18 protein-coding genes, 1 tRNA gene and 2 pseudogenes are annotated in these 26702 nt (G+C 73.2%); 8 read left to right on the top strand and 13 right to left on the bottom strand.

Annotated elements, in window-relative coordinates; translation table 11 throughout:
* Positions 1-125: 125 nt before the first annotated feature.
* From BN3794_RS09590 to BN3794_RS09600, 3 genes are all read right to left on the bottom strand, one after another.
* Positions 126-1748: an N-acetylmuramoyl-L-alanine amidase gene (locus BN3794_RS09590; protein ID WP_066096591.1), complete on the bottom strand. Its 1623-nt coding sequence runs from the start codon at positions 1746-1748 to the stop codon at positions 126-128.
* Between the two features lie 75 nt (positions 1749-1823).
* The gene (gene tsaE / locus BN3794_RS09595) at positions 1824-2321 is read right to left on the bottom strand and encodes a tRNA (adenosine(37)-N6)-threonylcarbamoyltransferase complex ATPase subunit type 1 TsaE (RefSeq protein ID WP_236493207.1); all 498 of its coding nucleotides are present in this window, start codon (positions 2319-2321) and stop codon (positions 1824-1826) included.
* A complete protein-coding gene (locus BN3794_RS09600; RefSeq protein WP_066096594.1) occupies positions 2318-3805 on the bottom strand; it encodes a bifunctional ADP-dependent NAD(P)H-hydrate dehydratase/NAD(P)H-hydrate epimerase in 1488 nt (495 codons plus the stop codon). Before BN3794_RS09600 ends, tsaE begins: the two co-directional genes overlap by 4 nt.
* Positions 3806-3828: 23 nt before the next feature.
* Here BN3794_RS09600 and queG point away from each other — a divergent pair, with 23 nt between their 5' ends.
* Both queG and xseA read left to right on the top strand, forming a co-directional pair.
* A complete protein-coding gene (gene queG / locus BN3794_RS09605) occupies positions 3829-4905 on the top strand; it encodes a tRNA epoxyqueuosine(34) reductase QueG (protein ID WP_066096597.1) in 1077 nt (358 codons plus the stop codon).
* A gap of 350 nt (positions 4906-5255) precedes the next feature.
* The gene (gene xseA / locus BN3794_RS09610; protein ID WP_066096600.1) at positions 5256-6611 is read left to right on the top strand and encodes an exodeoxyribonuclease VII large subunit; all 1356 of its coding nucleotides are present in this window, start codon (positions 5256-5258) and stop codon (positions 6609-6611) included.
* 19 nt (positions 6612-6630) lie between these two features.
* Here the strand turns inward: xseA and BN3794_RS09615 are convergent, their stop codons facing one another.
* From BN3794_RS09615 to BN3794_RS09645, 7 genes are all read right to left on the bottom strand, one after another.
* A complete protein-coding gene (locus BN3794_RS09615; protein ID WP_066096602.1) occupies positions 6631-7905 on the bottom strand; it encodes a virulence factor family protein in 1275 nt (424 codons plus the stop codon).
* Positions 7906-7991: 86 nt separating this feature from the next.
* Positions 7992-8708 (bottom strand): AcvB/VirJ family lysyl-phosphatidylglycerol hydrolase, encoded by a 717-nt coding sequence (locus BN3794_RS09620; RefSeq protein ID WP_066096607.1) that lies wholly within the window; start codon positions 8706-8708, stop codon positions 7992-7994.
* Positions 8705-9448 carry a copper homeostasis protein CutC gene (locus tag BN3794_RS09625; protein ID WP_066096609.1) on the bottom strand — a complete coding sequence of 248 codons (744 nt, stop codon included), beginning with the start codon at positions 9446-9448 and terminating at the stop codon, positions 8705-8707. Before BN3794_RS09625 ends, BN3794_RS09620 begins: the two co-directional genes overlap by 4 nt.
* Positions 9445-10449 carry a glycosylasparaginase gene (locus tag BN3794_RS09630; RefSeq protein WP_066096612.1) on the bottom strand — a complete coding sequence of 335 codons (1005 nt, stop codon included), beginning with the start codon at positions 10447-10449 and terminating at the stop codon, positions 9445-9447. Before BN3794_RS09630 ends, BN3794_RS09625 begins: the two co-directional genes overlap by 4 nt.
* Positions 10446-11501 carry a glucokinase gene (locus tag BN3794_RS09635; protein WP_066097217.1) on the bottom strand — a complete coding sequence of 352 codons (1056 nt, stop codon included), beginning with the start codon at positions 11499-11501 and terminating at the stop codon, positions 10446-10448. Before BN3794_RS09635 ends, BN3794_RS09630 begins: the two co-directional genes overlap by 4 nt.
* Positions 11502-11548: 47 nt before the next feature.
* Positions 11549-12418, bottom strand: coding sequence for a M48 family metallopeptidase (locus BN3794_RS09640; protein WP_066096615.1), 870 nt, complete (start codon positions 12416-12418; stop codon positions 11549-11551).
* A 68-nt stretch (positions 12419-12486) separates the two neighbouring features.
* Positions 12487-14337 carry a formylglycine-generating enzyme family protein gene (locus BN3794_RS09645; protein ID WP_066096618.1) on the bottom strand — a complete coding sequence of 617 codons (1851 nt, stop codon included), beginning with the start codon at positions 14335-14337 and terminating at the stop codon, positions 12487-12489.
* A 102-nt stretch (positions 14338-14439) separates the two neighbouring features.
* Between BN3794_RS09645 and rnd the strand changes: the two genes are divergently transcribed.
* The 4 genes from rnd to BN3794_RS09665 all read left to right on the top strand — a co-directional run bounded on the left by rnd (position 14440) and on the right by BN3794_RS09665 (position 17703).
* A complete protein-coding gene (gene rnd / locus BN3794_RS09650; protein ID WP_066096621.1) occupies positions 14440-15528 on the top strand; it encodes a ribonuclease D in 1089 nt (362 codons plus the stop codon).
* 216 nt (positions 15529-15744) lie between these two features.
* A complete protein-coding gene (locus tag BN3794_RS09655) occupies positions 15745-16155 on the top strand; it encodes an H-NS family nucleoid-associated regulatory protein (protein WP_066096625.1) in 411 nt (136 codons plus the stop codon).
* A gap of 154 nt (positions 16156-16309) precedes the next feature.
* Positions 16310-16385, top strand: a tRNA-Ala gene (locus BN3794_RS09660).
* A gap of 592 nt (positions 16386-16977) precedes the next feature.
* A complete protein-coding gene (locus BN3794_RS09665; protein WP_066096628.1) occupies positions 16978-17703 on the top strand; it encodes a hypothetical protein in 726 nt (241 codons plus the stop codon).
* Between the two features lie 192 nt (positions 17704-17895).
* Here the strand turns inward: BN3794_RS09665 and BN3794_RS09670 are convergent.
* Positions 17896-22366: pseudogene (locus tag BN3794_RS09670) on the bottom strand (DEAD/DEAH box helicase).
* 183 nt (positions 22367-22549) lie between these two features.
* Here BN3794_RS09670 and BN3794_RS09675 point away from each other — a divergent pair.
* Positions 22550-23041 (top strand): DUF6496 domain-containing protein, encoded by a 492-nt coding sequence (locus tag BN3794_RS09675; RefSeq protein ID WP_066096631.1) that lies wholly within the window; start codon positions 22550-22552, stop codon positions 23039-23041.
* Positions 23042-23105: 64 nt separating this feature from the next.
* Positions 23106-23399, top strand: a pseudogene (locus BN3794_RS16940) (DUF3175 domain-containing protein); the annotation flags it as partial.
* A 629-nt stretch (positions 23400-24028) separates the two neighbouring features.
* Here BN3794_RS16940 and pnp read toward each other — a convergent pair.
* Together pnp and rpsO are read right to left on the bottom strand one after the other, a co-directional pair.
* The gene (pnp, locus tag BN3794_RS09680) at positions 24029-26140 is read right to left on the bottom strand and encodes a polyribonucleotide nucleotidyltransferase (RefSeq protein ID WP_066097219.1); all 2112 of its coding nucleotides are present in this window, start codon (positions 26138-26140) and stop codon (positions 24029-24031) included.
* Positions 26141-26297: 157 nt separating this feature from the next.
* Positions 26298-26558 carry a 30S ribosomal protein S15 gene (gene rpsO, locus BN3794_RS09685; protein ID WP_066096634.1) on the bottom strand — a complete coding sequence of 87 codons (261 nt, stop codon included), beginning with the start codon at positions 26556-26558 and terminating at the stop codon, positions 26298-26300.
* Between the last annotated feature and the right edge of the window lie 144 nt (positions 26559-26702).

The following is a 26702-nucleotide window of genomic DNA, read 5'->3' on the forward strand; positions in this document are numbered from 1 at the left end:
CGGACGCAGGCGCTCGCGAACGGTCAACTCGCCGGCAGCCTGCCACGCGAGCCGTGGTCACGGCCCGGTCGCCGCACCCGCGATGACCACCCTCGTCGGGCGACGTGCCCGAACCGCCCGGCGTGTCAGCGGCTGCCGCCGGCGACCATGCTGGACGCGGCCTCCGCCTCGGCCTGGGCGCGCGCGGCGTACAACGTGCCCGGCGGCGGCTGGCGGGTGAAGAAGGTATTGATGCCATCCAGCACCGCCCCGGCCAGGCGCTTCTGGAACGCCGGGTCGGTCAGGCGCCGTTCCTCGTCCGGGTTGGAGATGAACGCCGTTTCCACCAGCATCGCCGGCATGTCCGAGGTACGCAGCACCGCGAAGTTGGCGCGTTCCAGCTCGTCCTTGTGGATGTTGCCGATGCGCTTGAGCCCGCCCAGCACGTGGCCGGCGGCATCCTCGGACGCCTTCATGTGACCGCTCTGGGCCAGGTCGATCAGCACGTTGGCCAGGGTATTGTCGGTCTTCTGCAGGCGCACCCCGCCGACCAGGTCGGCGGCGTTTTCCTTGTCGGCCAGCCAGCGCGCGCGCTGGCTCGAGGCGCCCTTGGTGGAAAGCACGTACACCGACGATCCGGTGGCGCCGCGGTTCTCCGCCGAGTCGGCGTGGATGGAGATGAAGATGTCGGCCTTGGCCTGGCGTGCCAGGCGCGCGCGCATCGGTAGCGGGATGAACACGTCGGTGTCGCGGGTCATGTACGCCTTCAACCCGGGCGTGGCGTTGATCTGGCGCGCCAGCTCGCGGCCGATGGCCAGGGTCACGTCCTTCTCGTGCTTGCCGGTCGGCCCGGTCGCGCCCGGATCCTGGCCGCCATGGCCGGGATCGATGGCCACCACCAGCGGCCGCATGCCCTTCTGCATGCGGATGCGCGAGGACTCGCTGGGCAGCACCGGGCGCGGCGGCTCCGGCGTGGCGTCGGCCACGACCGCGGCCGCTGGCGCCGACTGCGGGGGCACCGGCGCCGCATGCGCCGTCTGGGCACCGTTGAGGATCGCGGCGGCGTTGGCGGCGTTGGCGGGAGCGCTGCCAGCAACGCCTGCACTAGCCGCACCGGCCCCGCCGGGACCGGCCGCCGGGATCGCAGCGGACACCGGCGTCACGGCAGCGGATGCCGGCACGTTCGACGCGGACGCAGGCGCAGGCGGAACCGCGGTGCTCTGGTGGACCACGGAAGCGGCAAGCGCGGCGGTGGCGCGCGCCGCTTCCTCGCGTGCGACGACGGCCTGCGCGGGGCCCTCCCCGGCGGGCGCAACGGAGGCCGGGGGCGGCGCGGCCGCGACAGCCGCCGAAGCGCGCGCCGGCGTACCGTCGCCCGGCCATTCGATGACCAGCGTGCTGCCGCCGGGACGCGTCTCCAGCGTGGGCTTGAATGCGGTCACCGCGTTGGCCAGGTCGAACACGACGCGGAAGGTGCCGGGCACCGGCTGGCCGGTGCGCACGCTGGCGACGGACCCGGCGCCGGCCGGCATCGCCAATCCCTTGGCGGCGCTGGAGGCGGGGAAATCCACCACCAGCCGGGCGGGATTGGACAGGGCCAGGGTCTTGTAGCTGCCCTGCCCGTCCATGCGGATTTCGGCGCGGGTCCCGGTCGGGCCGTTGCCGACCGAGACGCCGCGGATTTCGCCCGCCCAGGCCGATGCCATGCCCGCCAGCGACAGGCTGGCGAGTACGGCAAACAACATGAATGGGCGATTCCCCTGGCGCATGGAACGGATTCAAGCATTGCTGCCTGATAAACGCAATAGGGTTTTCCTTAATAATCCGTAACCTGCCGGTCTTTCCTAGCGTCCTCCGGCAACATTGGCCTGCAACTTCCCGTTCAGGTCGATGCGGTGCAGCCAGCCGGCACCGGCCTCGGTATGCGCCTGCAGCCGCGCGCGCCGGCCGGGGCCGTCGATCGACAGCGCCACGGTCAGGTCGGCGGGCGGCAGGCCGCCGCGGCCGCGCTCGGGCCATTCCACCAGCCACAGCGCCGCCCCGCCCTCGTCCAGGCCGAGGAAATCCAGCTCGCCCGGGTCGCCGATCCGGTACAGGTCCAGGTGCCAGGCCTCGCCGCCGGGCACCGGATAGCGCTCCACCAGGGTGTAGGTCGGGCTGCGGATCGTGCCGGCCACGCCCAGCGCACGCAGCAGCGCGCGCGCCAGCGTGGACTTGCCCGCGCCCAGGTCGCCCTGCAGGTGGACGACCGCGCGTTCGGGCCGGGCCGCGGCGAGCGCCCGGCCGAGCGCCACGGTGGCCGCCTCGTCGGGCAGCGCCACGGCCAACATCGCCGCGCTCATGCCTGTGGCTCGGGATTGGCCAGGCGCCGCAGGTGCGGCAGCAGGTCCAGCGGCAACAGGCCGCGCTCGCCGTCGGCGGCGGCGGCATCGCCGGCAGCCGCGTGCAGCAGGGCGCCGACCGCCGCGGCATCGAACGGTGCCAGCTTCTGCCCGCGCAGTGCGGCGACCACGCCGGTCAGCAAATCGCCCATGCCGCCCACGGCCATGCCGGGATTGCCCGCGGCGATGATGCGCGGCACCTGGCCCGGGCTGACCACCACGCTGCCGGCGCCCTTGAGGATCGCGGTGACGCCGTAGCGCTCGACCAACGCGTGCGCGGCGGCGAGGCGGTCGCCCTGCACCTGCGCGCTGGACAGCCCGAGCAGGCGTCCGGCCTCGCCCGGATGCGGGGTGAGCACGGTGTCGGCCGGCAGCGGCCGCGGATGGGCGGCAAGCAGGTTGAGCGCGTCGGCATCGAGCACCAGCGCCTTGCCCGCCTCCAGCGCCAGCGGCCAGGCCATCTGCGCCCAGGCGTCCTGGCCCAGGCCGGGGCCGATGGCGATGACGCTGGCCTTCTCCAGCAGGGGCCGCAGGGTGTCGGCATCCTCCACCGCGCGGGTCATCGCTTCCGGCCGCAGGGTCAGCAGCGGCGCGACATGCGCCTGGCGGGTGGCCACCGAGACCAGCCCGGCGCCGCTGCGCAACGCCGACTCGGTGGACATGATGATCGCCCCGCCGCTGCCGAGGTTGCCGCCCACGCACAGCACATGGCCGGACTCGCCCTTGTGGGTGTTGAGCCGGCGCGGATGCAGGTAGTGGCCCAGCGCCTCGGCGGTCCAGCGCTGGGCGGCCGGGACCAGCCCTTCCAGCGCCGAGGGCGGCACGTCCAGGCCCACGACCTCGGCGTGGCCCACGTGCTCGAGCGCATCGCCGGTGTACAGGCCGACGTGGGCGACGATGCACTGCACGGTCAGCTGCGCGCGCACCGCGGTGCCGGGCACGCAGCCACGGCCGGCGTCCACGCCGCTGGGCACGTCGATGGCCAGCACCGGCGCGGCGGCGGCGTTGATCGCCTCGATGAAGGCGGCGGTCGGTGCGTCCGGCGCGCGGTTCAGGCCGATGCCGAACAGCGCATCGACGAGGACGTCGGCATCGGCCAGGTCGGACGGGAACAGGGCCACGCGCCCGCCGGCGCCCAGGTAGTCGGTACAGGCGCGCTGGGCCAGCGCCGAGGCCGGGCCATGGCCGGGCAGGTGCACCACGGTGACGTCGCGGCCGGCCTGGTGGGCCAGGCGTGCCAGCACGTAGCCGTCGCCGCCGTTGTTGCCGGTACCGCAGGCCACCACGATGCGCCGCGCCTGCGGCCAGTGCCGCGCCAGTTGCTGCCATACCGCCAGCCCGGCGCGCTGCATCAGCACGTAGGCATCGCCGCCGAGCTGCGCGGTGGCGCGCACGTCGATGCTGCGGGCCGAGGCGACGTCGTAGAGATCGAGCGGCGTGTACATGGCGCGATTCTATACTTCGCCCCATGTCTGCGGCCCGTCACGAACCCGACCCCGAACGCGTCGCCGCGCGCATCCGCGAGCATGCGCATGCGCTCGGGTTCGGTCACGTCGGCATCTCCGGCATCGAGCCGGGCGCGCAGGACCGCGCCGCGCTGCGCGCCTGGCTGGACGCCGGCATGCATGGCGACATGGCGTGGATGGCGCGCCACGCCGGCCTGCGCGAGCGCCCGGCCGAGCTGGTGCCCGGCACGCTGCGGGTGGTCTCGGTCGGGCTCGACTACGGCCGCCGCGACGACGCCGAGGCCTGGGCCACGCTGGCCGATGGCGAGCGTGCCTACGTGGCCCGCTACGCGCTCGGCCGCGACTACCACAAGCTGATGCGCAACCGCCTGCAGACGCTGGCCGAGCGGGTGCAGGCGGAAGTCGGCCCGTTCGGCCACCGCGCCTTCGTCGATTCGGCACCGGTGCTCGAGCGTGCGCTGGCGCGCAACGCCGGGCTGGGCTGGATCGGCAAGCACACCTGCCTGATCGACAGGAACGGCGGCTCGTGGTTCTTCCTCGGCGAGCTCTACGTGGACCTGCCGCTGCCGGTGGACGCGCCGGCCAGCGCCCACTGCGGCACCTGCGCGCGCTGCATCGAGGTGTGCCCGACCCGCGCCATCGTCGCCCCGCACGTGCTCGACGCGCGCCGCTGCATCGCCTACCTGACCATCGAGCACGCCGGGCCGATCCCGGAGGAACTGCGCGCCCCGATCGGCAACCGCATCTTCGGCTGCGACGACTGCCAGCTGGTGTGTCCGTGGAACAAGTTCGCCCGGCGCACCGACGAACCCGGCTTCGTCGCCCGCAACCGGCTGGACGAGGCGAGCCTGGCCGAGCTGTTCGCCTGGGAGGAAGACGAATTCCTGCGCCGCACCGAGGGCAGCGCGATCCGCCGCAGCGGCCACGAACGCTGGCTGCGCAACCTCGCCGTGGCGCTGGGCAACGCCCCGTCCACGCCCGAGGTCCTGGCCGCGCTCGCCGCGCGCCGCGAGCATCCCTCGGCGCTGGTGCGCGAGCACGTGCAGTGGGCACTGGCCCGGCATGCGCAGCGCGCCTAGGCACCGGCCGTGCCCCCCGGGGAGCGCGGCCCATCCACGCCCGTGGTGCTGGCCGCGCGCGGTGCGTGCCGCGAGCGTCCCTCTGGCACGGGTGCGCGAATACATGCAGTGGGCACTGGCCCGGCATGCGCAGCGTGCCCAGTCACCGACCGCGCGCACGCCGGGGAGCGTGTCCCATCCACGCCCGTGGTGCTGGCTGCGCTCGCGGCGCGCCGTGAGCATCCCTCGGCGCGGGTGCGCGAGCACGCGCGGTGGACGCTGCCCCAGCATGCGCAGCGCGCCCAGGTACCGGCCGCGCGCCACCAGGGCGCGTGGGACGCGGCCGGCCGCGGATGCGGGATAATCCGGACATGGATTCCCGCGACGACCGCATCTTCACCCCGAGCCAGCTCAACACCCTGGCCCGCGACCTGCTCGAGGGCGCCTTCCCGCTGGTCTGGGTGGAAGGCGAACTGGGCAACGTCACCCGCCCCGCCTCGGGCCACCTGTACTTCACCCTGAAGGATGCGCGCGCCCAGGTGCGCTGCGCGCTGTTCCGGCCCAAGAGCCAATGGCTGAAGTTCGTCCCGCGCGAGGGCCTGCGCGTGCTCGCGCGCGGCCGGCTCACCCTGTACGAGGCGCGCGGCGACTACCAGATGGTGCTCGACCATCTGGAGGAAGCCGGCGAAGGCGCGCTGCGCCGCGCCTTCGAGGAGCTGCGCCAGCGCCTGGCCGCCGAGGGCCTGTTCGATGCGGCGCGCAAGCGTCCCCTGCCGGCGCTGGTGCGGCGCCTGGCGGTGATCACCTCGCCCACCGGCGCGGCGATACGCGACGTGCTCAGCGTGCTCGGGCGGCGCTTCCCGCTGGTGGACGTGGAGATCCTGCCGAGCTTGGTGCAGGGCGAGGCGGCCGCCGCGCAGATCCTCGCGCGGCTGCGCGCCGCCCTCGCCAGCGGCCGCTACGACGTGGTCCTGCTGGCCCGCGGCGGCGGTTCGCTGGAGGACCTGTGGGCGTTCAACGACGAGGCGCTGGCGCGGGCGATCGCCGCCGCGCCGGTGCCGGTGGTCTCCGCGATCGGCCACGAGACCGACTTCACCCTGGCCGACTTCGCCGCCGACCTGCGCGCGCCCACGCCTTCGGCCGCGGCCGAGCTGCTGGTGCCGGACCGGCGCGACCTCGGCGCGCGCCTGCGCCACCTGCACCACCGCCTGCAGCAACGCCAGGTCCAGGCGCTGGCCCAGGCCATGCAACGCACTGACCGCGCCTGGCTGCGCCTGGGCGCGCGCAGCCCTGCCGCGCGCCTGCAGCTGCTGGAGCGGCGTCAGCGCGAGGCGATGCGCCACCTGCAGGCGCAATGGGACCGCCACCTGGCCCTGCAGCGGCAACGCCTGGCCCAGGCGGCCGCCGCGCTGCGCCTGCGGGCGCCCTCGCGGCGGCTGGAACTGCTGCACCAGCGCCTGGCCGCGCTCGGCCCGCGTATCGACATCGCCCGCCGGCTGCAGCGCGACGCGCTGCGCCTGAAGGCGCTGGCCCGTTCGCTGGAGGCGGTGAGCCCGCTGGCCACGGTCGCGCGCGGCTACGCCATCCTGCAGGATGCCGGCAGCGGCGCCCTGGTGCGTTCGGTGCAGCAGGCGCACGCGGGCCAGGTGCTGGAGGCGCGCCTGGCCGACGGCCGCCTGCAGGTGCGGGTGGAGGACATCCGGCCCGGTCCGCTGCCGCGCCCCTGAGCTTCCCGCCGGCGGCGGCTCAGGCGTGCGCCGCCGCGGCCGGCCAGGCCTTGAGGATGCGCGCCGCCATCGCTTCCGGATCGTGGTCGAAGTGATGGCCACCGGGCGTGGCCTGCACGTCCACGCCGCGGCCGCGCAGCGTCGGGCACAGGGTGTCGCGCTCCTGCGTGCCGTACACGCACAGCAGCCGTTGCGGCGGCAGCGCGGCCAGCTGCGGCGCGATCGGCAGCCCGCCGCCGCTCAGGCCGAGCCAGCCGCCCATGCGGATGCGGAAATCGGCCTCGTGGGCCAAGCCGAGCAGTGCCACCTCGTCCACCGCGGCGCGCTGCTCGGGCGACAGCCGCGGGTACACGAACGGCAGCACGTCCGCGCCGAACGAGTACCCCACCAGCGCCACCCGCGATGCGTGCCAGCGCAGGCGGTATTCGGCGATCACCCGGCCCAGGTCGGCGGCGGTGCGCGCGGGGTCCTTGCCGGACCAGAAATAACGCAGGCTGTTCAGGCCCACCACCGCCACGCCCTGCCGCTGCAGGGCCTGGGCGATGCCCTGGTCCAGTTCGCGCCAGCCGCCGTCGCCGGAGAGCAGCACCGCCATGCGCCCGTCGCCATGGCCCGACGCCGGCAGTTCCACCAGCGGCAGCCCGGCAAAGCCGGACGCCACCGAAGCCGGAATCGCCGCGCGTACCGCCGCGGCCCAGCCGGCAGTATCGTCACCGTCCGCGACCTGGCGCACCGGCACGGCTTGGCCGCCGGCCACGCCCGACGCCGCCACGCCCGAGGCCGGACAGGGGAGCGGCGCCGCCTGCGTGCCCGGACCGGCCAGCACTGCGGCCGCCACCTGGTCGGGGGCGCTGGCCGCGGCGACCTGCCGCGCCAGGGCAGACAGCGGCCCGCGCGCGACCAGCACCGGCGCGCTGAAATCGCCGGCCCCGGCCTGCCGCGCCAACCGCCGTCCCAGGTGCTGGGCATCCTCGCCCAGGCGCGGGCAGGCCCGCGCGCCCATCGCCCGCAGGGCGCGCAGGTAGCGGTCGCCGTCCACCAGCGCCACCAGCATGCCCTGGCGCGCCAGCTGCGCGGCCAGCCGGTGCTCGGGGGCGGAATCGCCGTCCTCGGCGGCAAGCACGATGGCCGTGCCGCGCACCGGACCGATGGGCCATTCGGTCTGCACCCGGCCGTAGGCGCCGCCCAGGCGGTGCTCGTGGTGCACGCTCGCGGCATAGCCGCTGACCAGCAGTGCGGGCAACGTGGCCAGGGCGAAGGCCAGGCCCCGGAGTCGATTCGTGGTGCGATGCATGGCGCGCGGCCCGGCGGGAAAGCGCGCATTGAACGCGTCCGCCGGCAACGGCGCCAGCACCCCGGCAGGGGCCGTCGCGCGGCGGTTCAGCCAGTCGCCGGCAGCGGCGGCGTGCGGCGCCAGCCCTGCACGACGATCCGCGCCAGGCCGGCGGCGTCGCCCTGGAAATGATGGCCGCCGGGTGCCGACGCCACCGCCACGCCCAGCGCGGCCAGGCGCGGGCACAGGCTGTCGCGTTCCTCGCGGCCGTGGATGCACTGCACGCGTGCGGCCGGCATGCGCGCGACCTGCGGCAGCACCGCCACCGGCCGGCGGGGTCCCCAGCCGAGCCAGCCCCCGGCCCTGGCCTTGAAATCGGCCTGCGGCGCCAGGCCGAGCAGTGCCACGAAGCGCACCCGGGCCCGCGTCCCGGCTGGCAGCGCGTTGTACAGGAACGGCAGCACGTCCGCCCCGAACGAATAGCCGACCAGCGCCACCTCGCGCACGTGCCAGCGCCGGGTGTAGTCCTCGATCACGCGGGCCAGGTCGGCGCCGGCCTGTTGCGGGGTCCGACGCTGCCAGAAATAGCCCAGGCTGTTCCAGCCCACCACCGCCACGCCCTGGCGGTTGAGTTCGGCGTCGATGCCGCGTACCAGGGCACGCCAGCCGCCGTCGCCGGACAGCAGGATCACCAGCCGGTCGCTGCCGGGCACCGGGCTCTCGTGCAGCGGCAGCGGCGCGGGCACCGGCGGCCGCGCCCGCGCCTGGCCGGTGCAGGCGAGCGCGAGCGCGGCCCAGGCCAGCAGGGCGGCCACGCGGCTCACGCCCGGTCCCCGGCCAGCGCGGCGACCAGCGCGCGCACCTCGTCCTCGTCGGTCTCGTACCAGTCCGGCGCCAGGCCGGCCAGGGTGGGATTGAGATGGTGCATGGCCGAACTGCGCGCGCGCTTGCACGAGGCATGCAGCTGCGCCGCCCCCGTGGCTGCGGCCAACGCCACGGCGTTGACCGCGGTGATGCCGGCCCCGGGCATCACCGCGATGCGCTCGCCGGCCTGCGCCACCAGCCCGGCCAGCACGTCGCGCCCGGCCCAGGCGTCGGCATGGCCGCCGGAGGTCAGCACGCGCACGCAGCGCAGGGCGATCACCTCCTCCAGCGCCTGCGCCAGGTCGGCGGTCGCGTCGAAGGCGCGGTGGAAGGCCACGCCCAGGCGGCCGGCCGCGCTGACCAGTGCATGGCACAGGCGCGCGTCGATGCTGCCGTCGGCCTGCAGCGCGCCGATCACCACGCCGTCGCAGCCCAGCTGAACGCAGGTCTCGATATCGCGCAGCATGATCTCGGTCTCGGCGTCCGAATACAGGAAATCGCCTGCACGCGGCCGGATCAGCACGTACAGCGGGATCTTCAGCCGGTCGCGCGTCAGCGCCAGGGTGCCGTAGGAGGGCGTGGTGCCGCCCTCGCCGAGGTTGTCGCACAGCTCCACCCGGTCGGCGCCGCCGGCCTGCGCCGCCAGCGCCGAGGCCAGGGAACCGGCGGCCACCTCCAGCAGCGTGCGCGCGGCGCTCATGTCTGCGTGGTCGCGTAGACCGAGGGCGAATCCAGCAGCGCGTCGCGGCGCTGCGCATCGCACACCGCGTAGACGAAGCCGCGGTGCAGCGCGAAGGCGCCGACCTCGCCGTGCCGATTCATCGCCAGGAAGCAGACCTGCAGCGTCTTGCTGGCGTCCGGGCGCTTGTGCACCACCCGCGCGATCGCCTCGCGGCAGGCGTCGGTCGGGCTGCGCCCCTGGCGCATCAGTTCCACCACCAGGAAGCTGGCGGCGTTGCGGATCATCTCCTCGCCCACGCCCGAGGCGGTGGCCGCGCCGACCTCGTTGTCTACGTACAGGCCGGCGCCGACGATCGGGCTGTCGCCGACGCGGCCGTGCAGTTTCCAGGCCATGCCGCTGGTGGTGCAGGCGCCGGCCAGGCGGCCCTGCGCGTCGATGGCGATCATGCCCAGGGTGTCGTGGTTCTCGGCGTTGCCGGGCAGTTGCCGGCGCTCGGCGTTGATCTGCGGGGCGTAGTGCGCGGTCTGCTTCCACTTCTCCCACGCCGCCTTCGCTTCCGGCGTGAGCAGCGGCCGGCGCGCGAACCCCTGCTGCACGGCGAATTCCTGCGCACCCATCCCGACCAGCAGCACGTGCGGGCTCTTCTCCATCACCGCGCGCGCCACCGAGACCGGGTGCTCGATGTCCTCGATGGCGGCGACCGCGCCGCAACGGCCGTCGCCGTCCATGATGCTGGCGTCCAGGGTCAGCACGCCGTCGCGGTCGGGGTAGCCGCAGTGGCCGACGGTGCTGTTGCACAGGTCGGCCTCGGCCCAGCGCGCGCCGGCCTCGACCGCGTCCAGCGCGCTGCCGCCGGCGCCGAGCACCTGCCAGGCGGCCTGGTTGGCGCCCACGCCGAAATCCCAGGTGGAGGCCACGCGCGCGCCTCCCGGCAGGGGGCGCACGTCGGCCATCGCCGGCAGCGCGGCCGCACCGGCGGCGAGCAGGGAGGATTGCAGGAAGCGGCGACGCGAGGTCATGGGCGGTCTCCTGGGAAAGGGGGCTGCATGGCCGGGCCGGCATCGGCGTGGCCGGGATGGGCGAGATGCCAGGCGGCCGCGCCCAGCACCGCCAGTTCGCCATGCTCGATGCGCCACACCGGGACCTGCTCCAGCGTCGGCGCGAGCACGCCCTTGTTGAGGAAGCGGCGGGCGAAGCCGCCCTCGGCCAGCCAGTGGCGCAGGTGGCCGGACACGCCGCCGGCCAGGTACACCGAGCGGGCCTCGAACGTGACCACCAGGTCGCCGACCGCGCTGCCCAGCCATTCGCAGAAGGCACGCACGGTGCGCACGGCCAGCGCGTCGCCGCGGTCGGCGGCGGCGACCACCTCGGCCGGCGTGTGCCAGCACGGCGCCGCGCCCTCGATCTCGCACAGGCAGCCATAGAGGTTGAGCAGCCCGGTTCCCGACAGCACCCGCTCGTTGCCCACGTGCGGCCAGCGCCGCAGCAGGCGCGCGAGCACCTCCAGCTCCAGGGCGTTGCCGGCGGCGAGCGCGGCGTGGCCGACCTCGGTACCGAGCACCGGCCGTTCGCCATCGGCGAAGCGCAGTGCCGCCCCCAGGCCGGTGCCCGGCCCCAGCACCAGCGCCGGCCAGCGGAAGCGGTGCGTCCCCTGCCCGACCAGCGGCTGCAGCGCGGCCGGGTCGGCCAGCGGGATGCCGTAGGCCAGGGCGGCGAAATCGTTGAGCAGCTCCAGCGAGGCCAGTCCCGCCTCGGCGCGGGTGCGCGCGCGCGACACCGGCCACGGCAGGTTGGCGTTGAGCCAGGCATCGCCATCGGCGACGCCGGCGATGGCGACCACCGCCGGCAGCGGGCCGCCGGCCACGCCGGCATGGGCCAGGCCGGCCACGTAATCGGCCAGGATCGCCCCCAGCCCGGCGTGCTCGGCACAGGCGTAGCGCTGCACCCGCTGCAGGCGCAGCACGCCGTCGGCATCGCGCGTGGCCCAGGCCAGGCGCGCGTGGGTGCCGCCGACATCGGCGGCCAGCACGCCCTGGCCGGCGGCCGCCGCCACGGGCACGGCGGGCGGCATCTCCGGCGCGAGCGCAGGCTCGGTGCGTCCGGTGGCGATCGATTCGCTCATTGCGCCGCCTGCCCGCAGAAGCGCTGGCGGTATTCCAGCGCCTTGGGCATCAGCGCCTGCAGGTTCTGGATGCGGCGGCCCGGATCGGGGTGGGTGGAGGTGAATTCCGGCGCGCGCTGGCCGCCGTTCTGCTCCATGCGCTGCCACAGCGGGATCGCCTGGCGCGGATCGAAGCAGGCCGCCGCCGCCAGCAGCAGGCCGACCTCGTCGGCCTGGGTCTCGTGCTCGCGCGCGTACGGCAACAGGTAGCCGTAGCCCATCGCCGACATCGCCATCTGCTGTTGCTGCGGATCCATGCCGCCGAGCGCGGTGGCGGTCTGGCCGATCTGCACCAGCTTCTGCTGGGCCATGCGCTGGGCGCCGTGGCGCAGCAGCGCGTGGGCGATCTCGTGGCCCATCACCACCGCCATCGCGTCCTCGTTCTGCGCCACCGGGAACAGCCCGGTGTACACCGCCATCTTGCCGCCGGGCAGGCAGAAGGCATTGGCCTGGTCGGACTGCAGCACGTTGACGTCCCACTGGAAGCCGCTGGCGAAGTGCTGCGGCGTGGCGCCATGCTCGGCGGCCAGCGTGTCCTCCACGTCGCCGACGCGGGCGATCAGGCGCTTGGCGATCGCGCGCACCTCCTGGGTCTGCGGCGAATCGGCCGGCAGCGCCGGTTCCTGCGAGAGGATCTGCTGGTAGGCCTGCAGGCCCAGCGCCTGCTCCTGGCCGGCGTCGAGGCGGTGGTCGATCAGCACCTTCTGCCCGGTGTACGGATCCTCGGTGCGGTTGCTGAACCAGTAGTAGGCGGCGTAGGCGGCGAACGCCAGCAGTACCACCCAGCGGATGCCGCCGGTGCGGCGCACCCGGCTCTGATCGTTCATCGGGCAATGTCCTCGGTCCCGCGTTCCGGCGCGGGCGGAGCGCCAGTTTGCCGGCTCGGCGGCGCGCGTCAAATGCCGCGTACCAGGCGGAAGCCGATGCGGGCGCTGGTCACGTCCGAATCCTGGGACATGCGCCAGGCCGCGCGGGTCTGCTCCGGCGAGGTGGACCAGCCGCCGCCGCGCACCACCCGCTGGCGGCAACCCGGGTTGTACCAGGCCGCGCCGTCGGCCGGCGCGCGCCGGTAGCTGGCATGCCAGCAGTCGGCAACCCATTCGCTGAGGTTGCCGGCCATGTCGCGCAGGCCCCAGGCGTTCGCGGCGAACCGCCCGGCCGGCGACGGCCCCCAGTAGCCGTCGCCATAGCCGGGGAAGGCGTTGTCCCAATGGCGCCCGCTGGGCGAGACGTCGAGCGCGCCGGTGTAGTTGCCCGACGCCGGCGGCGGCGTGGCCGCGTCGCCCCAGGCATAGCGGCCGGCCTGGCCGGCGCGCAGGGCGTATTCGAATTCCGATTCGCTGGGCAGGCGGTAGTGGCGGCCGGTCTGCTCGCTCAGCCAGCGCGCGTAGGCTTCGGCATCGCGCACGCTCACGTGCATCACCGGATCGCCCGGCGCCGCCGGATGGCCGTCGTAGCCGGAGCGCCAGTCCGCCCCGCTGCTGCGCACGAAGTTGCCGCTGCGCACGTCGTAGACCACCGAATGGCCGCGCCGGGTGGCGCGCGGGCGGGCGCCGCTGGCGGCGACGTAGCGCGCGAACTCGGCCACCGTGACCTCGGTGATCGACATGGCGAAACCGCGCTCGAAACGCACGTAGTGCGCCGGCCGCTCGGCATCGGCGGCATCGTCCTCGTCCGCGCCCGCTCCCATGACGAAGGCGCCGTAGGGCACCACCACCATCTGCGGCCCGCGGCTGCCGTCGGCCAGCGCATCGGTGAACACTTGCCCGGCGCGGAACGCGCCGTAGCGCAGCGCCCGGTCCACGCGCGCCTGCAGGCGCGCGGCCACCGGATCGCCCGGTTCGGCGATGCGCAGCGCATGGGCCAGCCCGTCCTGCGCCGCGCGCAGCCCGGTCGGCGCGAGCAGCGCGTGCACGGCGGCCTCGTTCAGGGCGGCGACCCGGGCCCGGCGCACCGCCTGCACGCGCAGGCGCGCATCGGCCACCGCGGGCGACGGCGGGCGCACGTCGTCGGCACGCGCCAGCCAGGTCGCGGCCTGCTCGAAATCCTCGGCCTGCGCGGCCGCCTCGGCGCGGGCGATCAGGGCACTCTCGACCGCGGCGCGGCCCTGGCGTGCGCGCGGATCGTCCGGCGCCAGCTGTAATGCCTCGGCGAAGGCGGCCGCCGCGCCCTCGCCCTCGACATGGCCGGCACCCAGCTCGGCCTCGCCGTCGCGGACCAGGCCGTCCACGCGCTGGGCCAGCTCGACCTGCCGCTGCAGGCGCCGCGTGGCCGGATCGTCCGGCGCCACGCTGAGCGCCACCAGCGCCTCCCGCGCGGCGTCGGCGAGCGCCGCCTCGTCGCCATCGGCGGCGGTCTGCGCCTGTTCCAGGTGCGCGTTCCCGCGCTCCACGACCCGGCGCACGGCCTGCTCGAGCCCGCGCGCGGCGACGCCATCGCCGGGATCGCGCCGCAGCAGCGCCAGATACAGGGGAATGGCCGTCTCCGGGCCGTCGAACAACGCATCCCGGGCCAGCGCCTGCCGGGCCTGGCGGCGCACCGTGGCCGGCGCGCGTCCGGCCAGGTCCACCGCCGGCGGTTCCCAGCGCTGCACCGAATCCCCGCCTTCCTCGCGCACGCTCACCTGCGGCCGCCGCAGCGGCACAGCCGCTGGCGCCGGCGTCCCCGCTGCGTCCGGCGCCGGCACCGGCGCCGCGTCCGGGCCGGGCGTGCGTGCGCACGCCGCCACCAGCAGCGCCAGCATCATCCAGCCAGGCCGGGCGCTCTTGCGCACGCGCGTGTCCTCGCAACCGATCGGGGCGACGACGTTAGGCTATCCTCGCCCGCCCCCGCAAACCGGCCATCGCCCGTGCCCCTCTGGATCGACCACCCCGCAGACCTGGCCTCCCGCCTCGAACGCCATCCGGCCCGCATCGGACTGGATACCGAATTCATCCGCGAACGCACCTACTGGCCGCGCCTGGCGCTGGTGCAGATGGCGGTCGGCGAGGAGATCCTGCTGATCGACCCGCTGGTGCCGGGCATGGCCGAGGCCCTGGTGCCCTGGCTGACCGACCCGTCCATCCTCAAGATCATGCACAGCGCCAGCGAGGACCTGGTCGCCTTCCGCCATACCTGCGGCGTGGTGCCGCGACCGCTGTTCGACACCCAGATCGCCGCGGCCATGGCCGGCCTGGGCGCCGGCCTGGGCTACCAGAAGCTGGTGATGGACGTGGTCGGCGCCCAGGTGGATAAGGGCGAGACCCGCTCGGACTGGCTGCGCCGCCCGCTCTCGCCCGCGCAACTGCAGTACGCCGCCGACGACGTGCGCCACCTGTTCGCGCTGCACGATGCGCTGGAAGCCAGGCTGCAGGCACTCGGCCGCCGCGCCTGGCTGGACGAGGATGCCGCCCGCCTGCTCGACGGGACGGACCACGACGAAGGCGAGCGCTGGCCGCACCTGGGCCTGCGCGCGGCCCAGTTCATGGAGCCCCCCGCCCAGCACCGGCTGCTGCGCCTGCTGCGCTGGCGCGAGCGCCAGGCCCGCGACAGCGACCGCCCGCGCAGCTGGATCCTCGACAACGAACTGGCCGCCGTGCTCGCGCGCACCCCGCCGGTCGACCTGGCCGCGCTGCAGCGCGTGTTCGACCGCTTCCCCAAGGCGCCCCGCAAGCTGGCCGACAGCGTGCTGAAGGTGCTGCACGCGCCCCTGCCGGACGAGGCCGACGCACCGCTGGCCGTGGCCGCCGACGAAAGCGGCAAGGCCGCGCTCAAGCGCCTGCAGCAGGCCGTGGCCGGGCGCAGCCAGGCACTGGGCCTGGCCGACGGGCTGCTGGCCTCGCGCAAGCACCTGGAGGCGCTGCTGGAAAGCGGGCAATGGCCGGCCGCGCTGTCGGGCTGGCGACGTCGCGAGCTGGAACCGGTGCTGGCGCCCCTGCTCGCGCAAAAAGGCGGATAAGGCGCCGGCGCCGGCCAGCGGTTATTCCAAGCGCCGGGCATCGAATGAATGGAAAATAAAAACACCGGTTTTCCGGAGCGATAAAACCGCGGATTCCCGCCCTTTCCCGGGCATGCGGGTGGCCCTCGTCCGCGGCCGATGCGATAATCCCCGCGGGTTTTCATGCCCCTCGATTATTTCTCCCCGCAATACGACGCAATAAAAAAGGCAAACGCCGTGACCGAAAACACCAAGCTCGACTCCATCGCCCAGGCCAAGGCCAAGCTCCTGGAAGAACTGCAGAAGCTGGAAGAACAGGAAAAGAACGAACGCGCCAGCGAAGCCGCTTCCGCCCATTCCACGATCATTTCCCTGCTCGAGCAGTTCGGCGGGTTCTTCAGCGCCAAGCAGCGCGCCGACATCGCCGCGCTGGTCGGCGGTACCGCCGCGCATGTCCCGGCCAAGTCCAAGGGCAGCAAGGCCAGCCAGGGCACCGTCAAGCCGAAGTACCAGCTGCCGCATACCGGCGAGACCTGGACCGGCCGCGGCCGCACGCCGAAGTCCTTCGCCGCCTGGGAAGGCACCGCCGCCTACAAGGAATGGAAGGCCCGCCATCCGGAACTGAAGTTCCCGCTGTACCGCGAGTGATCGCCGCGGGCGCCGGACATCCGCGCGGGGCCGCCGAGCGCGTCCCGCTTCCGGACCCGGCGCCATCCCCCTTGGCGAGCGATGCGCATGCGCGTAGAATGCGCCGCTCGCGGGGCGGGAGGCAGTGCCGCCGGCACCGCGGGATCCAGCATGTGGGGCCATAGCTCAGCTGGGAGAGCGCGTCGTTCGCAATGACGAGGTCGGGAGTTCGATCCTCCCTGGCTCCACCACTATTCGAGACAGCGCGTTGCACCTGCGGTGCGGCGCGCTGTTTTTCTTTGGGCCGACGGCAGACGTCCTGTCCTCCCGCCGAACCGCCATGCCCCGGAAGCACCGGCCTGGCGCGCCGGTGCGGCGCGGCAGGAACACTTGCCCGGAAGCTTGCCTTTGCAGCCATCCTGCATCCGTTGCCATGCCGCGCGATACGCGGACCGAACCCGACGGCAGTCGCGGCCCGGGCCGTCCCGCCTGGTACGCCCGAACGGCATCGCCGGATCCGGTTCGTGCGCATCGAGCGCCATGTCGGTCCCGCCCCGTGACCCGGATCGCGATTTGAGCGATCGGCTGCCCGCCGGCATCGTCCCATGACCTTTGGCACGCGGTATCCGGCACATCCCATTTCCTAGAATCGCCGCCAGTGCCGGGTTTCCTCCACGCCCGGCGCTGCCGCCCGTGCGACTCCGTCGCGAGGGATCGGAGCAGCACCCGCGCGACGGCTATCGCGGGACACATCCGCAACGCCGTGTCCTGCGGTGCCGATGCATGGCGCAGCCCTGCGGCCGCGCCGGCCATCCAATCTCGATTCGTCTGGGAGGAAATGCGATGAAGCAGGAAACCGCCATCCGGCTGCTGACGCTCTATTCCGGCGTGCTCACCGCCGCCGTCGCCGTGCTCTTCACCACGGCCGCCGTATCGCCGGGCCGGCATGCCAGCTACGAACAGATCGACGTGCAACGCATCAACCTGCGCGAGCCCGACGGCACCTTGCGCATGGTGATCTCCAACCAGAAGCAGTTCCCCGGGTACATCTTCAAGGGGCACGAGTATGCGCACGACCGCCGGTCCGCCGGCATGATCTTCTACAACGAGGAAGGCACCGAGAACGGCGGGCTGACCTTCGCCGGCTCCCGCGACAAGGACGGCAGGATCGCCAGCTACGGCCACCTCAGCTTCGATCCCTACGAGAACGACCAGGTGGTCAGCCTGGACCAGCGCGAATTCGACGGGGCGCGCTTCGCGGGCCTGACGATCAACGACCGCCCGACCAAGTCCATCGAACCGTTCGTCGCCCACCTGGACGAAATGAAAGCGCTTTCGGGGGCCGAATTCCGGAAACGGGCGGAAGAACTGGGTGCCCTGCCGGCACCGACGCGCCTGTTCCTGGGCAAGTCGGACCAGAGCCGTGAATCGGCCGTCCTGCTCGCCGACGCCGCGGGCCGGCCGCGCCTGAAGATGCGGGTCGGCGACGATGGCCGGGCCGCGATCGAGTTCCTCGACGAAGACGGCAAGGTGGCCAGGACGCTGACGGCCGACGCGCAGGCGCGGTAGGCCGCCGGCCATCCGCGGCGGCGGACCGCCCCGCACCGGTTCGCCGTGACGCGCCATCGGCCAGCAGCTGCCCTTCCCGCGCCAGTTCGCCGGCATCCAATTCCAGCAGTGGTTGGAAGCGCTCGGCAGACACGCGGCGGGGATCGCACGCGCTCGGCAGGCCGTCGCATGCCCGGGCGCTGGCGCCACGTCCTAAACGGGTGCGGCGGTGACCACGGCGCGGGCAGCGGTTCCCCGTGGCGCGCCTTCGGCCAGCAGCTGCCCCGCCCGCGCCAGTTCGCCGGCATCCAGTTCCAGCAGCGGCTGGAAGCGCTCGGCCACGCGGCAGGCGATCGGCAGGCCGTCGCGGTACAGCACGCGGTTGCCCGGCACGCGCGCGATGCGTTCGCCCGCCAGCACGGTGCCGAGCAGGTTGGCCGGGTCGCTGGCAGCGATCACGAGCAGGCGGCCGTCGTGCGGCCGGCGGCGGGTCTCGCGCAGCAGGCCGATGGCTTCCGGAAGGGCGAACTGTTCGCCGGACAGGCCGTCGACGAAGCGCCCGCCGCGGATCTCGCCGCGCGCCTCCAGCCGGTGGTAGACGCGCGACAGCTCGCGCCACGGCGGCAGCCAGGCCGCCTCGCGCTCGAGGATGCGCCAGCCGACCACGCCGTAGCGCCGCAGCAGCGTGCGCGCGACATGCTCGACGGCCTCGCGGCGCGCGGCGGCCGCCTGTTCCGGCGCCACCTCGGCCGGCCGGCGCAACAGCGTCCAGCGGCCCGCATCGCGGATGCCGTACAGCGGCATGCGGCCGCGTCGACGCGATGGCGCCGTCAGCCGCTTGGAGGCCGGCACCAGCAACGCGCGCAGGCCGCTGTAGCTGTCGCAATGGATGCGGCCGCGGCCGACCAGCTCGGCCAGCGCAGTCTCCAGCTCGGTCGCCAGCAACCGGGTGCCGTCGGCGATCTCGTCGAAGAAGCTGGCACCGTTGCCGGCCAGGTAGTCGAGCACCTTGCGCGCGCGCGAACCCAGCGCGTCGTCGGCCGCGTCGGCATCGTCCCTCGCCGCCAGCCGCGTCCATGGCCCGGCACTGCGCCGCGGCAGCAGCAGGATGGGCGTGGAACGCAACGAGGCCGGGCCGCCCGCGCCCGTCGCCGAAGGCCGCAGGCGCGTCCACAGGGTGCGGCCGGCACTGCATTCCTCGTCCAGCCAGCCCGGCTGGTAGTCGCGTACGCGGGCGGCCAGCAGTTCCGACTCCCAGGCGACGGCCGGTGCCTCGTAGCCTTCCAGCTGGCCCAGCACGCCACCCAGCGCCTCGGCACCGCTGGCGCGGCTGTCCTCGTCCAGGCGCTGCCAGGCGAACAGGAAGCGCGCGTAGTCACGTGCGCTGACCGGCTCGATCTCGCGCCGCAGCCGGCCCAGCGTGTAGCGGTGGATGCGCGCCAGCAGGTGGCGCTCGCACCACTCGTCCTCGGCGGCATCGGCGCTGAAACGGCCCTGCATCACGTAGCCTTCCTGCTGCAGCGCCAGCAGCGCGGCGGCGATCTCCCCGCGCGGCAGCTGCAGCGAGTGGGCCAGCACCGCCAGCGTGGTCGGCCCCAGGCCGGACAGGCGCGCGCGCACTAGCTCGCGCACCGCCGGCTCGCGCTGCCAGTCCGGCACGGCGCAATCGGCGGGTGCCTGGATCGGTGGCTGCAGGCGACGCTGCGGGTACAGCGGCGCGAACTGATCCAGGCGTTCGGCGGCGATCCACAGGTCCTCGCCGCCGGGTTCGGCTAGGCCGGCCTCGGTCGGACCCGCCTCGACCAGACGTGCGGCGCGCCGGTCGGCCGCCAGCTGCGCCAGCCATTGCGGCCAGTCCGGCCCGGCGGCGGCCTCGGTGGCGGTGATCACGCCCAGCCCGGACAGCGCTTCGTGCATCTCGTCGGCGTCGCGCACCTGCGGCCAGGCCTGCTCGCGTACCGCATCGATGGCGGCCGGGTCCAGGCGGCCTAGATCGTCGGCGCTCTGCGGATCGACGCGGCGCGACTGCACCGCCTGGGTACGGCGCTCCTCCAGCGGAGCGTCGTCGAGGAAGGCGTAGGGGCGCGCCTGCAGCGCCTCGGCCGCCAGCGCCGACGGCGCGGCCAGGTCGCGCGCCTCGACCCGCACCTCGCCGGACTCGATGCCGCGCAGCAGGCGCAGCCAGCCCTGCGTGTCCATGGCTTCGTCCAGGCAGTCGCGCAGCGTCTGCGCCACCAGCGGGTGGTCGGGCACCTCGCGCTCGCCGACGATGTTCTCCAGGCACGCCACCTGGTCGGGGAACACACTGGCCAGCAGGTCCTCGGATTTCATCCGCTGCAGCTGCGGGGCGACCTTGCGGCCGCCGGAAAAGCGCGGCAGCGCCAGCGCGTTGGTGGCGTTCCAGCGCCAGCGCGTTGGTGGCGTTCCAGCGCCAGCGCGCGCCGAACAGCGGCGCATCCAGCAGCGCCTGCACCAGCACCTCGCGCGCCGAGGACGAATGCAGGTAGCGGGCCACGTCCGCCAGCGGGAAGCTGTGGCTGGTGGACAGCGACAGCACGATGGCGTCCTCGGTGGCCGCCGCCTGCAGCTCGAAGTTGAAGGTGCGGCAGAAGCGCTTGCGCAGCGCCAGCCCCCAGGCGCGGTTGAGGCGGCTGCCGTAGGGACTGTGGATCACCAGCTGCATGCCGCCGCTGGCGTCGAAGAAGCGCTCCAGCACGATGCACTGCCGGGTCGGCATGGCGCCGAGTTCGGCGGCGCCGCGCAGCAGGTGGTCGAGCAGCTGGCGCGCGGATTCGTCATCCAGGCCGAGCACGCCGGTCAGCCAAGCCTGCGCGCCGTCGCGGCCCTCGGCCTGCGCCCGCTTGGCGATCTCCTCGCGCAGCCGCGACAGGCCGGCCGACAGCGCATCGCTGCGGCCCGGCGCCTCGCCCATCCAGAACGGGATGTTGGGCGGCAGCCCCTTGGCGTCCTCCACGCGCATGCGCCCGGCCTCGACCCGCAGGATGCGGTAGCTGGCGTTGCCGAGCTGGAACACGTCGCCGGTGAGGCTTTCCACCGCGAAGTCCTCGTTGACCGTGCCGATCACCTCGGCCTGCGGCTCCAGCACCACGGTGTAGTCGCCGGTCTCGGGGATGGTGCCGCCGGAGGTGAGCGCGGCCATGCGCGCGCCGCGGCGCGCACGCAGGCGGCGGTGCACGGCGTCGCGGTGCAGGTAGCCGGCGCGCTGGCCATGGCGGGTGGCGAAGCCCTCGGACAGCATCTTCACCACCGCATCGAATTCGGCGCGCGGCAGCCGCGCATACGGCCAGGCGCGGCGCACCAGTTCGTACAGGGCGTCCTCGCCCCACTCCTGGCAGGCGACCTCGGCGACGATCTGCTGCGCCAACACGTCGGCCGGCGCCTCGGGGACGTGCAGCGTGTCCAGTTCGCCGCGGCGCACGCAGTCGAGCAGCGCCGCGCATTCGACCAGTTCGTCGCGGGTCTGCGGGAACAGCCGCGCCTTGGGCACGCCGCCGACATGATGGCCGGCGCGGCCGGCGCGCTGCAGGAATGCCGAGATCGAGCGCGGCGAGCCGAGCTGGCACACCAGGTCGACCTCGCCGATGTCCAGGCCCAGTTCCAGCGAGGCGGTGGCCACCAGCACCTTCAGCTCGCCGGCCTTGAGCCGCTGCTCGGCCAGCAGCCGCGCATCGCGCGCCAGGCTGCCGTGGTGGGCGGCCACCGCGTCCTTGCCCAGCAGCTCGCCCAGGTGCCGCGCCGCGCGCTCGGCCATGCGCCGGGTGTTGACGAACACCAGCGTGGTGCGGTGCTCGCGCACCAGCGCGGCGACCTGCTCGTAGACCTGCCGCCACTGGTCGCCGGACATCACCGGCGCCAGGGACGTGGGCGGCAGCACCAGCGCCAGGTCGCGCCGGCCCTGCAGCGGGATGTCGACGATCTCGCAGTCGGGCGTGCCGTCCGCGCGCACCGCGTTCGCACCGACCAGGAAGCGCGCCACCTCCTCGATCGGCTGCTGCGTGGCCGACAGGCCGATGCGGACGATGGGCCGCTCCGCCAGCTGCTGCAGACGCTCCAGCGACAGCGCCAGGTGGCTGCCGCGCTTGTTGCCGGCCACCGCATGGATCTCGTCGACGATCAGCGTGCGCACGTGGCGCAGCGACTCGCGCCCGGATTCCGAGCCCAGCAGCACGTACAGCGATTCGGGCGTGGTCACCAGGATGTGCGGCGGCCGCCGGCGCGCCTGCGCGCGCTCGCGCTGCGGGGTGTCGCCGGTGCGCACCGCGGCGCGGATCTCGACGTCGGCCAGGCCCAGCGCCGCCAGTTCGGCGCGGATGCCGGCCAGCGGCGTCTCCAGGTTGAGGCGGATGTCGTTGGACAGCGCCTTCAGCGGCGAGACGTAGACCACCTCGGTGCGGTCGGGCAGCCCGCCCTCGGCCACGCCGCGGCGCACCAGCGCGTCGATCGCGCTGAGGAAGGCGGTGAGGGTCTTGCCCGAACCGGTCGGCGCGGCCACCAGCGCGTGCCGGCCGCGGCCGATCGCCGGCCACGCCGCCGCCTGCGCCGCCGTGGGCGCGGCGAACGTGCGCGCGAACCAGCCGGCGACCGCCGGATGGAAGCGCTCGAGCACGGATGCGGGCGTTGGCGGGGGCGTGGACACCCCTGCAACATGGGGCTTGGCGGCCATCCGGGCAATGTCGCACCGGCGGCGCGGAACGGACCGCTGGCGTCCGTTCATTGTCCCGTCGGCGTGAAGAAGCGCGGCCGCTTCGTTGGCGGTGCATTTACGTCCTTGCGTCTAGCGTCGGTCGTGGCCCCCGCCACACCGGGGCCGGAATCCGCTCCAGGTCCAATCACAGGGAGAAGCCCGATGCCCGAGAAGAAGACCGTCGAACACGCCCGGCGCGACAAGCGCGCCGGCAAGTCCCCCGGTACCCAGGCCGGCGAATTCGTCCACGAGGAGATCGAGCACGTCCGCGAGGGCAAGCATGGTGCCAAGTCGACCAAGCAGGCCATCGCCATCGGCCTGTCCAAGGCACGCCGGGCGGGCGTCAAGGTGCCCGCGTCCAAGGGCGACTCCGCCGCGACCAAGCGCAAGGCGGCCAAGGACGAGAGCAGCGCCTCCAGGCCCGGCAAACCTTCGGCCAGCCGTTCGGCGGCGACCAAGAAGGCACTGAAGAAGGCCGGCACCTCGGCCGCATCGAAGTCGGCCCTGTCCCGGCAATCGAAGCAGGCCGCCGGCAAGCGCACCGCCAGCGAGCGCTCCGCCGCGGCCAGGAAGGCGGCGCACACCAAGGGTGCGGCCGGTCGCTCGGCGGCGGCGCGCAAGGCGGCCCACACCCGGGCGCATGCGCACGCCTGATCCCCAGGGTCCGCGTACCGGCGCGGCCGCTGCCGCCCTGCCGGCGCCCTTCCAGGAAATCGCCATGGCCACCCCTACCCGCAACCGTTCCCGTTCCTCGCCGCCGGCCAAGCGCTGGTCGCAGCATGTCACCGAGACCAGCGACGCCATGGACCTGGTGCCGGGCGTATTCGAACGCGACGACCCGCGTTCGATCGCCCGCTCGCTCAAGCGCTCGGCCGAGCACAGCTCGCGCCGCAAGGCCGAACCCTACCGCTCGGCGATGTCGATGCTGACCTTCTACATCAACCGCGCCGGCAAGCACCTGGATGCCGGCCAGCGCCAGGTCCTGGAGCGCGCCAAGGACGAACTGCGCGCGCTCTACGGCCGTCCCCCGGCACGATCGCGCGCATTGACAGCGGCCCGGGCCGCGGCGGCAGGATCCGGCCGGGCAGTGAAGCGAATGCGCCCGGTGCCGCGCCTCGCCCGTCCGCCCCGGCATGCGCCGTGGCCAGCCCCCACGGCTGGCAATTTCCCTGGCTTGCGCCGTGAGGGAATGGACGCCAGGGCCTTCCTGCCAATGTCCTGCATCACTCCCGATCGCGCCGAGCGTGGTGTCGACCACGTTGGTGAAGCCCAGGTCCGGGGCGAAGTCGATCTGGGCGAAACCGCCCCGCCGGGACGCACCGCCTGCAAAGAACAGGCTTCCGCAGGTCGACCAGGGCAAGCCCACCGGATCGCGTCCACCCGCTTGCGCATCCGGTGGCTGGCGGAGAAGCCCCCGTGCAGTGCCTATCGCTTCCCGACGCCGTGCGCGAGAGGCGCGCGTGACCTCGGCGCGCCCTGTCGGCTCGCAGTCCACGCGCCCAGCGGTCTTCGCCCCGTGTTTCGGGTGCACAGAGCTCCGCGCATCGCCACGCGGCCGCTGGCCCGGTTCGCCGCTTTACAGGGAGGCAAAAAGAAAGCGGGCCGAAGCCCGCTTTCTTTGCAGCGTGGGACGAAGGCCGATCACTCGGCGGTCGATACGCCCTCGCCTTCTTCCACGGCCTTCATGGACAGGCGGATACGGCCCTGCTTGTCCACTTCCAGCACCTTGACCTTGACCAGGTCGCCTTCCTTGAGCACGTCGCCGACCCGCTCCACGCGCTCGGCGGAGATCTGCGAGACGTGCACCAGGCCGTCCTTGCCGGGCAGGATGGTCACGAACGCACCGAAGTCCATGATCTTGGCGACCTTGCCCTCGTAGATCCGGCCCGGCTCGACGTCCGAGGTGATCTGCTCGATGCGGCGCTTGGCTTCCTGCGCCGAGGCGTTGTTGACCGAGGCGATGACGATCGTGCCGTCGTCCTGGATGTCGATCTGGGTGCCGGTCTCCTTGGTGATCGCCTGGATGGTCGAACCGCCCTTGCCGATCACTTCGCGGATCTTGTCCGGGTGGATCTTCACGGTCAGCAGGCGCGGCGCGTAGTCGCTCAGCTCCGAACGCGGCGCGGTCAGCGCCTTGCTCATCTCGCCGAGGATGTGCAGGCGGCCCTGCTTGGCCTGCGCCAGGGCGACCTTCATGATCTCCTCGGTGATGCCGTCGATCTTGATGTCCATCTGCAGGGCGGACACGCCCTCGGAGGTACCGGCGACCTTGAAGTCCATGTCGCCCAGGTGGTCCTCGTCGCCGAGGATGTCGCTGAGCACGACGAAGCGCTCGCCTTCCTTCACCAGGCCCATGGCGATGCCCGCCACCGGCGCCTTCACCGGCACGCCGGCGTCCATCAGCGACAGCGAGGAGCCGCACACCGAGGCCATCGACGAGGAACCGTTGGACTCGGTGATCTCCGAGACCACGCGGATCGTGTACGGGAACTCCTCCAGCGACGGCATCACCGCCAGCACGCCGCGCTTGGCCAGGCGGCCGTGGCCGATCTCGCGGCGCTTGGGCGCGCCGAAGCGGCCGCACTCGCCGACCGAGTAGGGCGGGAAGTTGTAGTGGAACAGGAAGTTCTCGCGGTATTCGCCGGAGACGGCGTCGATGATCTGGCCGTCGCGGGCGGTGCCCAGCGTGGTGACCACGATGGCCTGGGTCTCGCCGCGGGTGAACATGGCCGAGCCGTGGGTGCGCGGCAGCACGCCGGCCTTCACGGTGATCGGGCGGACCTGGTCCAGGGTGCGGCCGTCGATGCGGACCTTGGTGTCCAGCACCGCGTCGCGCATGGTGTGGTACTCGAGCTCGCCGAATTCCTTGGACAGCTCGGCCTTGTCCCAGCCCTCGGCCTCGATGCGGCCGGCCAGCGACTCGACCACGTCGGCCTTGATTGCGGCGATGGCGTCGCGGCGCTGCAGCTTGTCGCGGATCTGGAAGGCCTCGGCCAGCTTGCCGCCGACGGCGTCCTTCAGCGCCGCGATCAGCGCCTCGTTCTTGGCCGGGGCGGACCACTCGGACGGCTTGGTGCCGGCTTCGACGGTCAGCTCGTTGATGGCGTTGATCACCACCTGCATCTCGCGGTGGCCGAACATCACCGCGCCGAGCATCACGTCCTCGCTCAGCAGCTGGGCTTCCGACTCCACCATCAGCACCGCGTTGGCGGTACCGGCCACGACCAGCTCCAGCTGCGATTCCTTCAGCTCGGAGGTGGTCGGGTTGAGGATGTACTGGCCGTCCTTGTAGCCGACCTTGGCCGCGCCGATCGGGCCCTGGAACGGGGTGCCGGCCAGCGCCAGGGCGGCCGAGGCGCCGATCAGCGCCGGGATGTCGCCCGGGATCTCCGGATTCAGCGACATCACCGTGGCGATGATCTGGATCTCGTTCTTGTAGTCCTCGGGGAACAGCGGGCGGATCGGACGGTCGATCAGGCGCGAGATCAGCGTCTCGTGCTCGGTCGCGCGGCCCTCGCGCTTGAAGAAGCCACCCGGGATGCGACCACCGGCGTAGAACTTCTCCTGGTAGTCCACGGTCAGCGGGAAGAAGTCCTGGCCCTCGCGCGCGCTCTTGGCGGCGACGGCGGTGACCAGCAGTACGGTGTCGTCCATCTTGACGATGACGGCACCGCTGGCCTGACGGGCGACTTCGCCCGTCTCCAGGGTGACGGTATGTTTGCCGTACTGGAAGGTTTTGGTGATTTTTGCCACGGGGGTTTCCTTGGATGATGCCTGCATTGCGTGGAACCGTCCCCGGCCCTTGCCGGAAGCGGCTGGCCGGGAGGATCCGGCCGGAATGCGGTACCGCTGCGGGCAGCGGCCAAAACGACGCCGCGGCGCATTACTGCGCCGCGGCGGTGGAGAACGGTCAGCGGCGCAGACCGAGCTTCTCGATCAGGGCCTTGTAACGCTCGACGTCCTTGCGCTTGAGGTAGTCGAGCAGGCTGCGGCGCTGGTTGACCAGCTGCAGCAGGCCGCGCCGGCTGTGGTGGTCCTTCTTGTGGATCTTGAAGTGCTCGGTCAGCTGCTCGATGCGCGCGGTCAGCAGGGCGACCTGCACTTCCGGCGAACCGGTGTCGTTGGTGCCGCGCGCGTTGTCGGCAATGATCTTCTGGGTGTCGATGCTCATGGGAATGCTCTCAATGGATGCGCGGCCCGCAGGAACGTGTGTACGCACCGCGTGGCCCGCCGCTAGCTCTGGGAAGTGGCGCCGAACGCGCCGGATGCCTGCAAAGGCGGGCAAATTGTACCGATCCGGCCGGGTCCGGACAAG

The organism is Xanthomonas massiliensis (assembly GCF_900018785.1).
GTDB lineage: Bacteria > Pseudomonadota > Gammaproteobacteria > Xanthomonadales > Xanthomonadaceae > Xanthomonas_B > Xanthomonas_B massiliensis.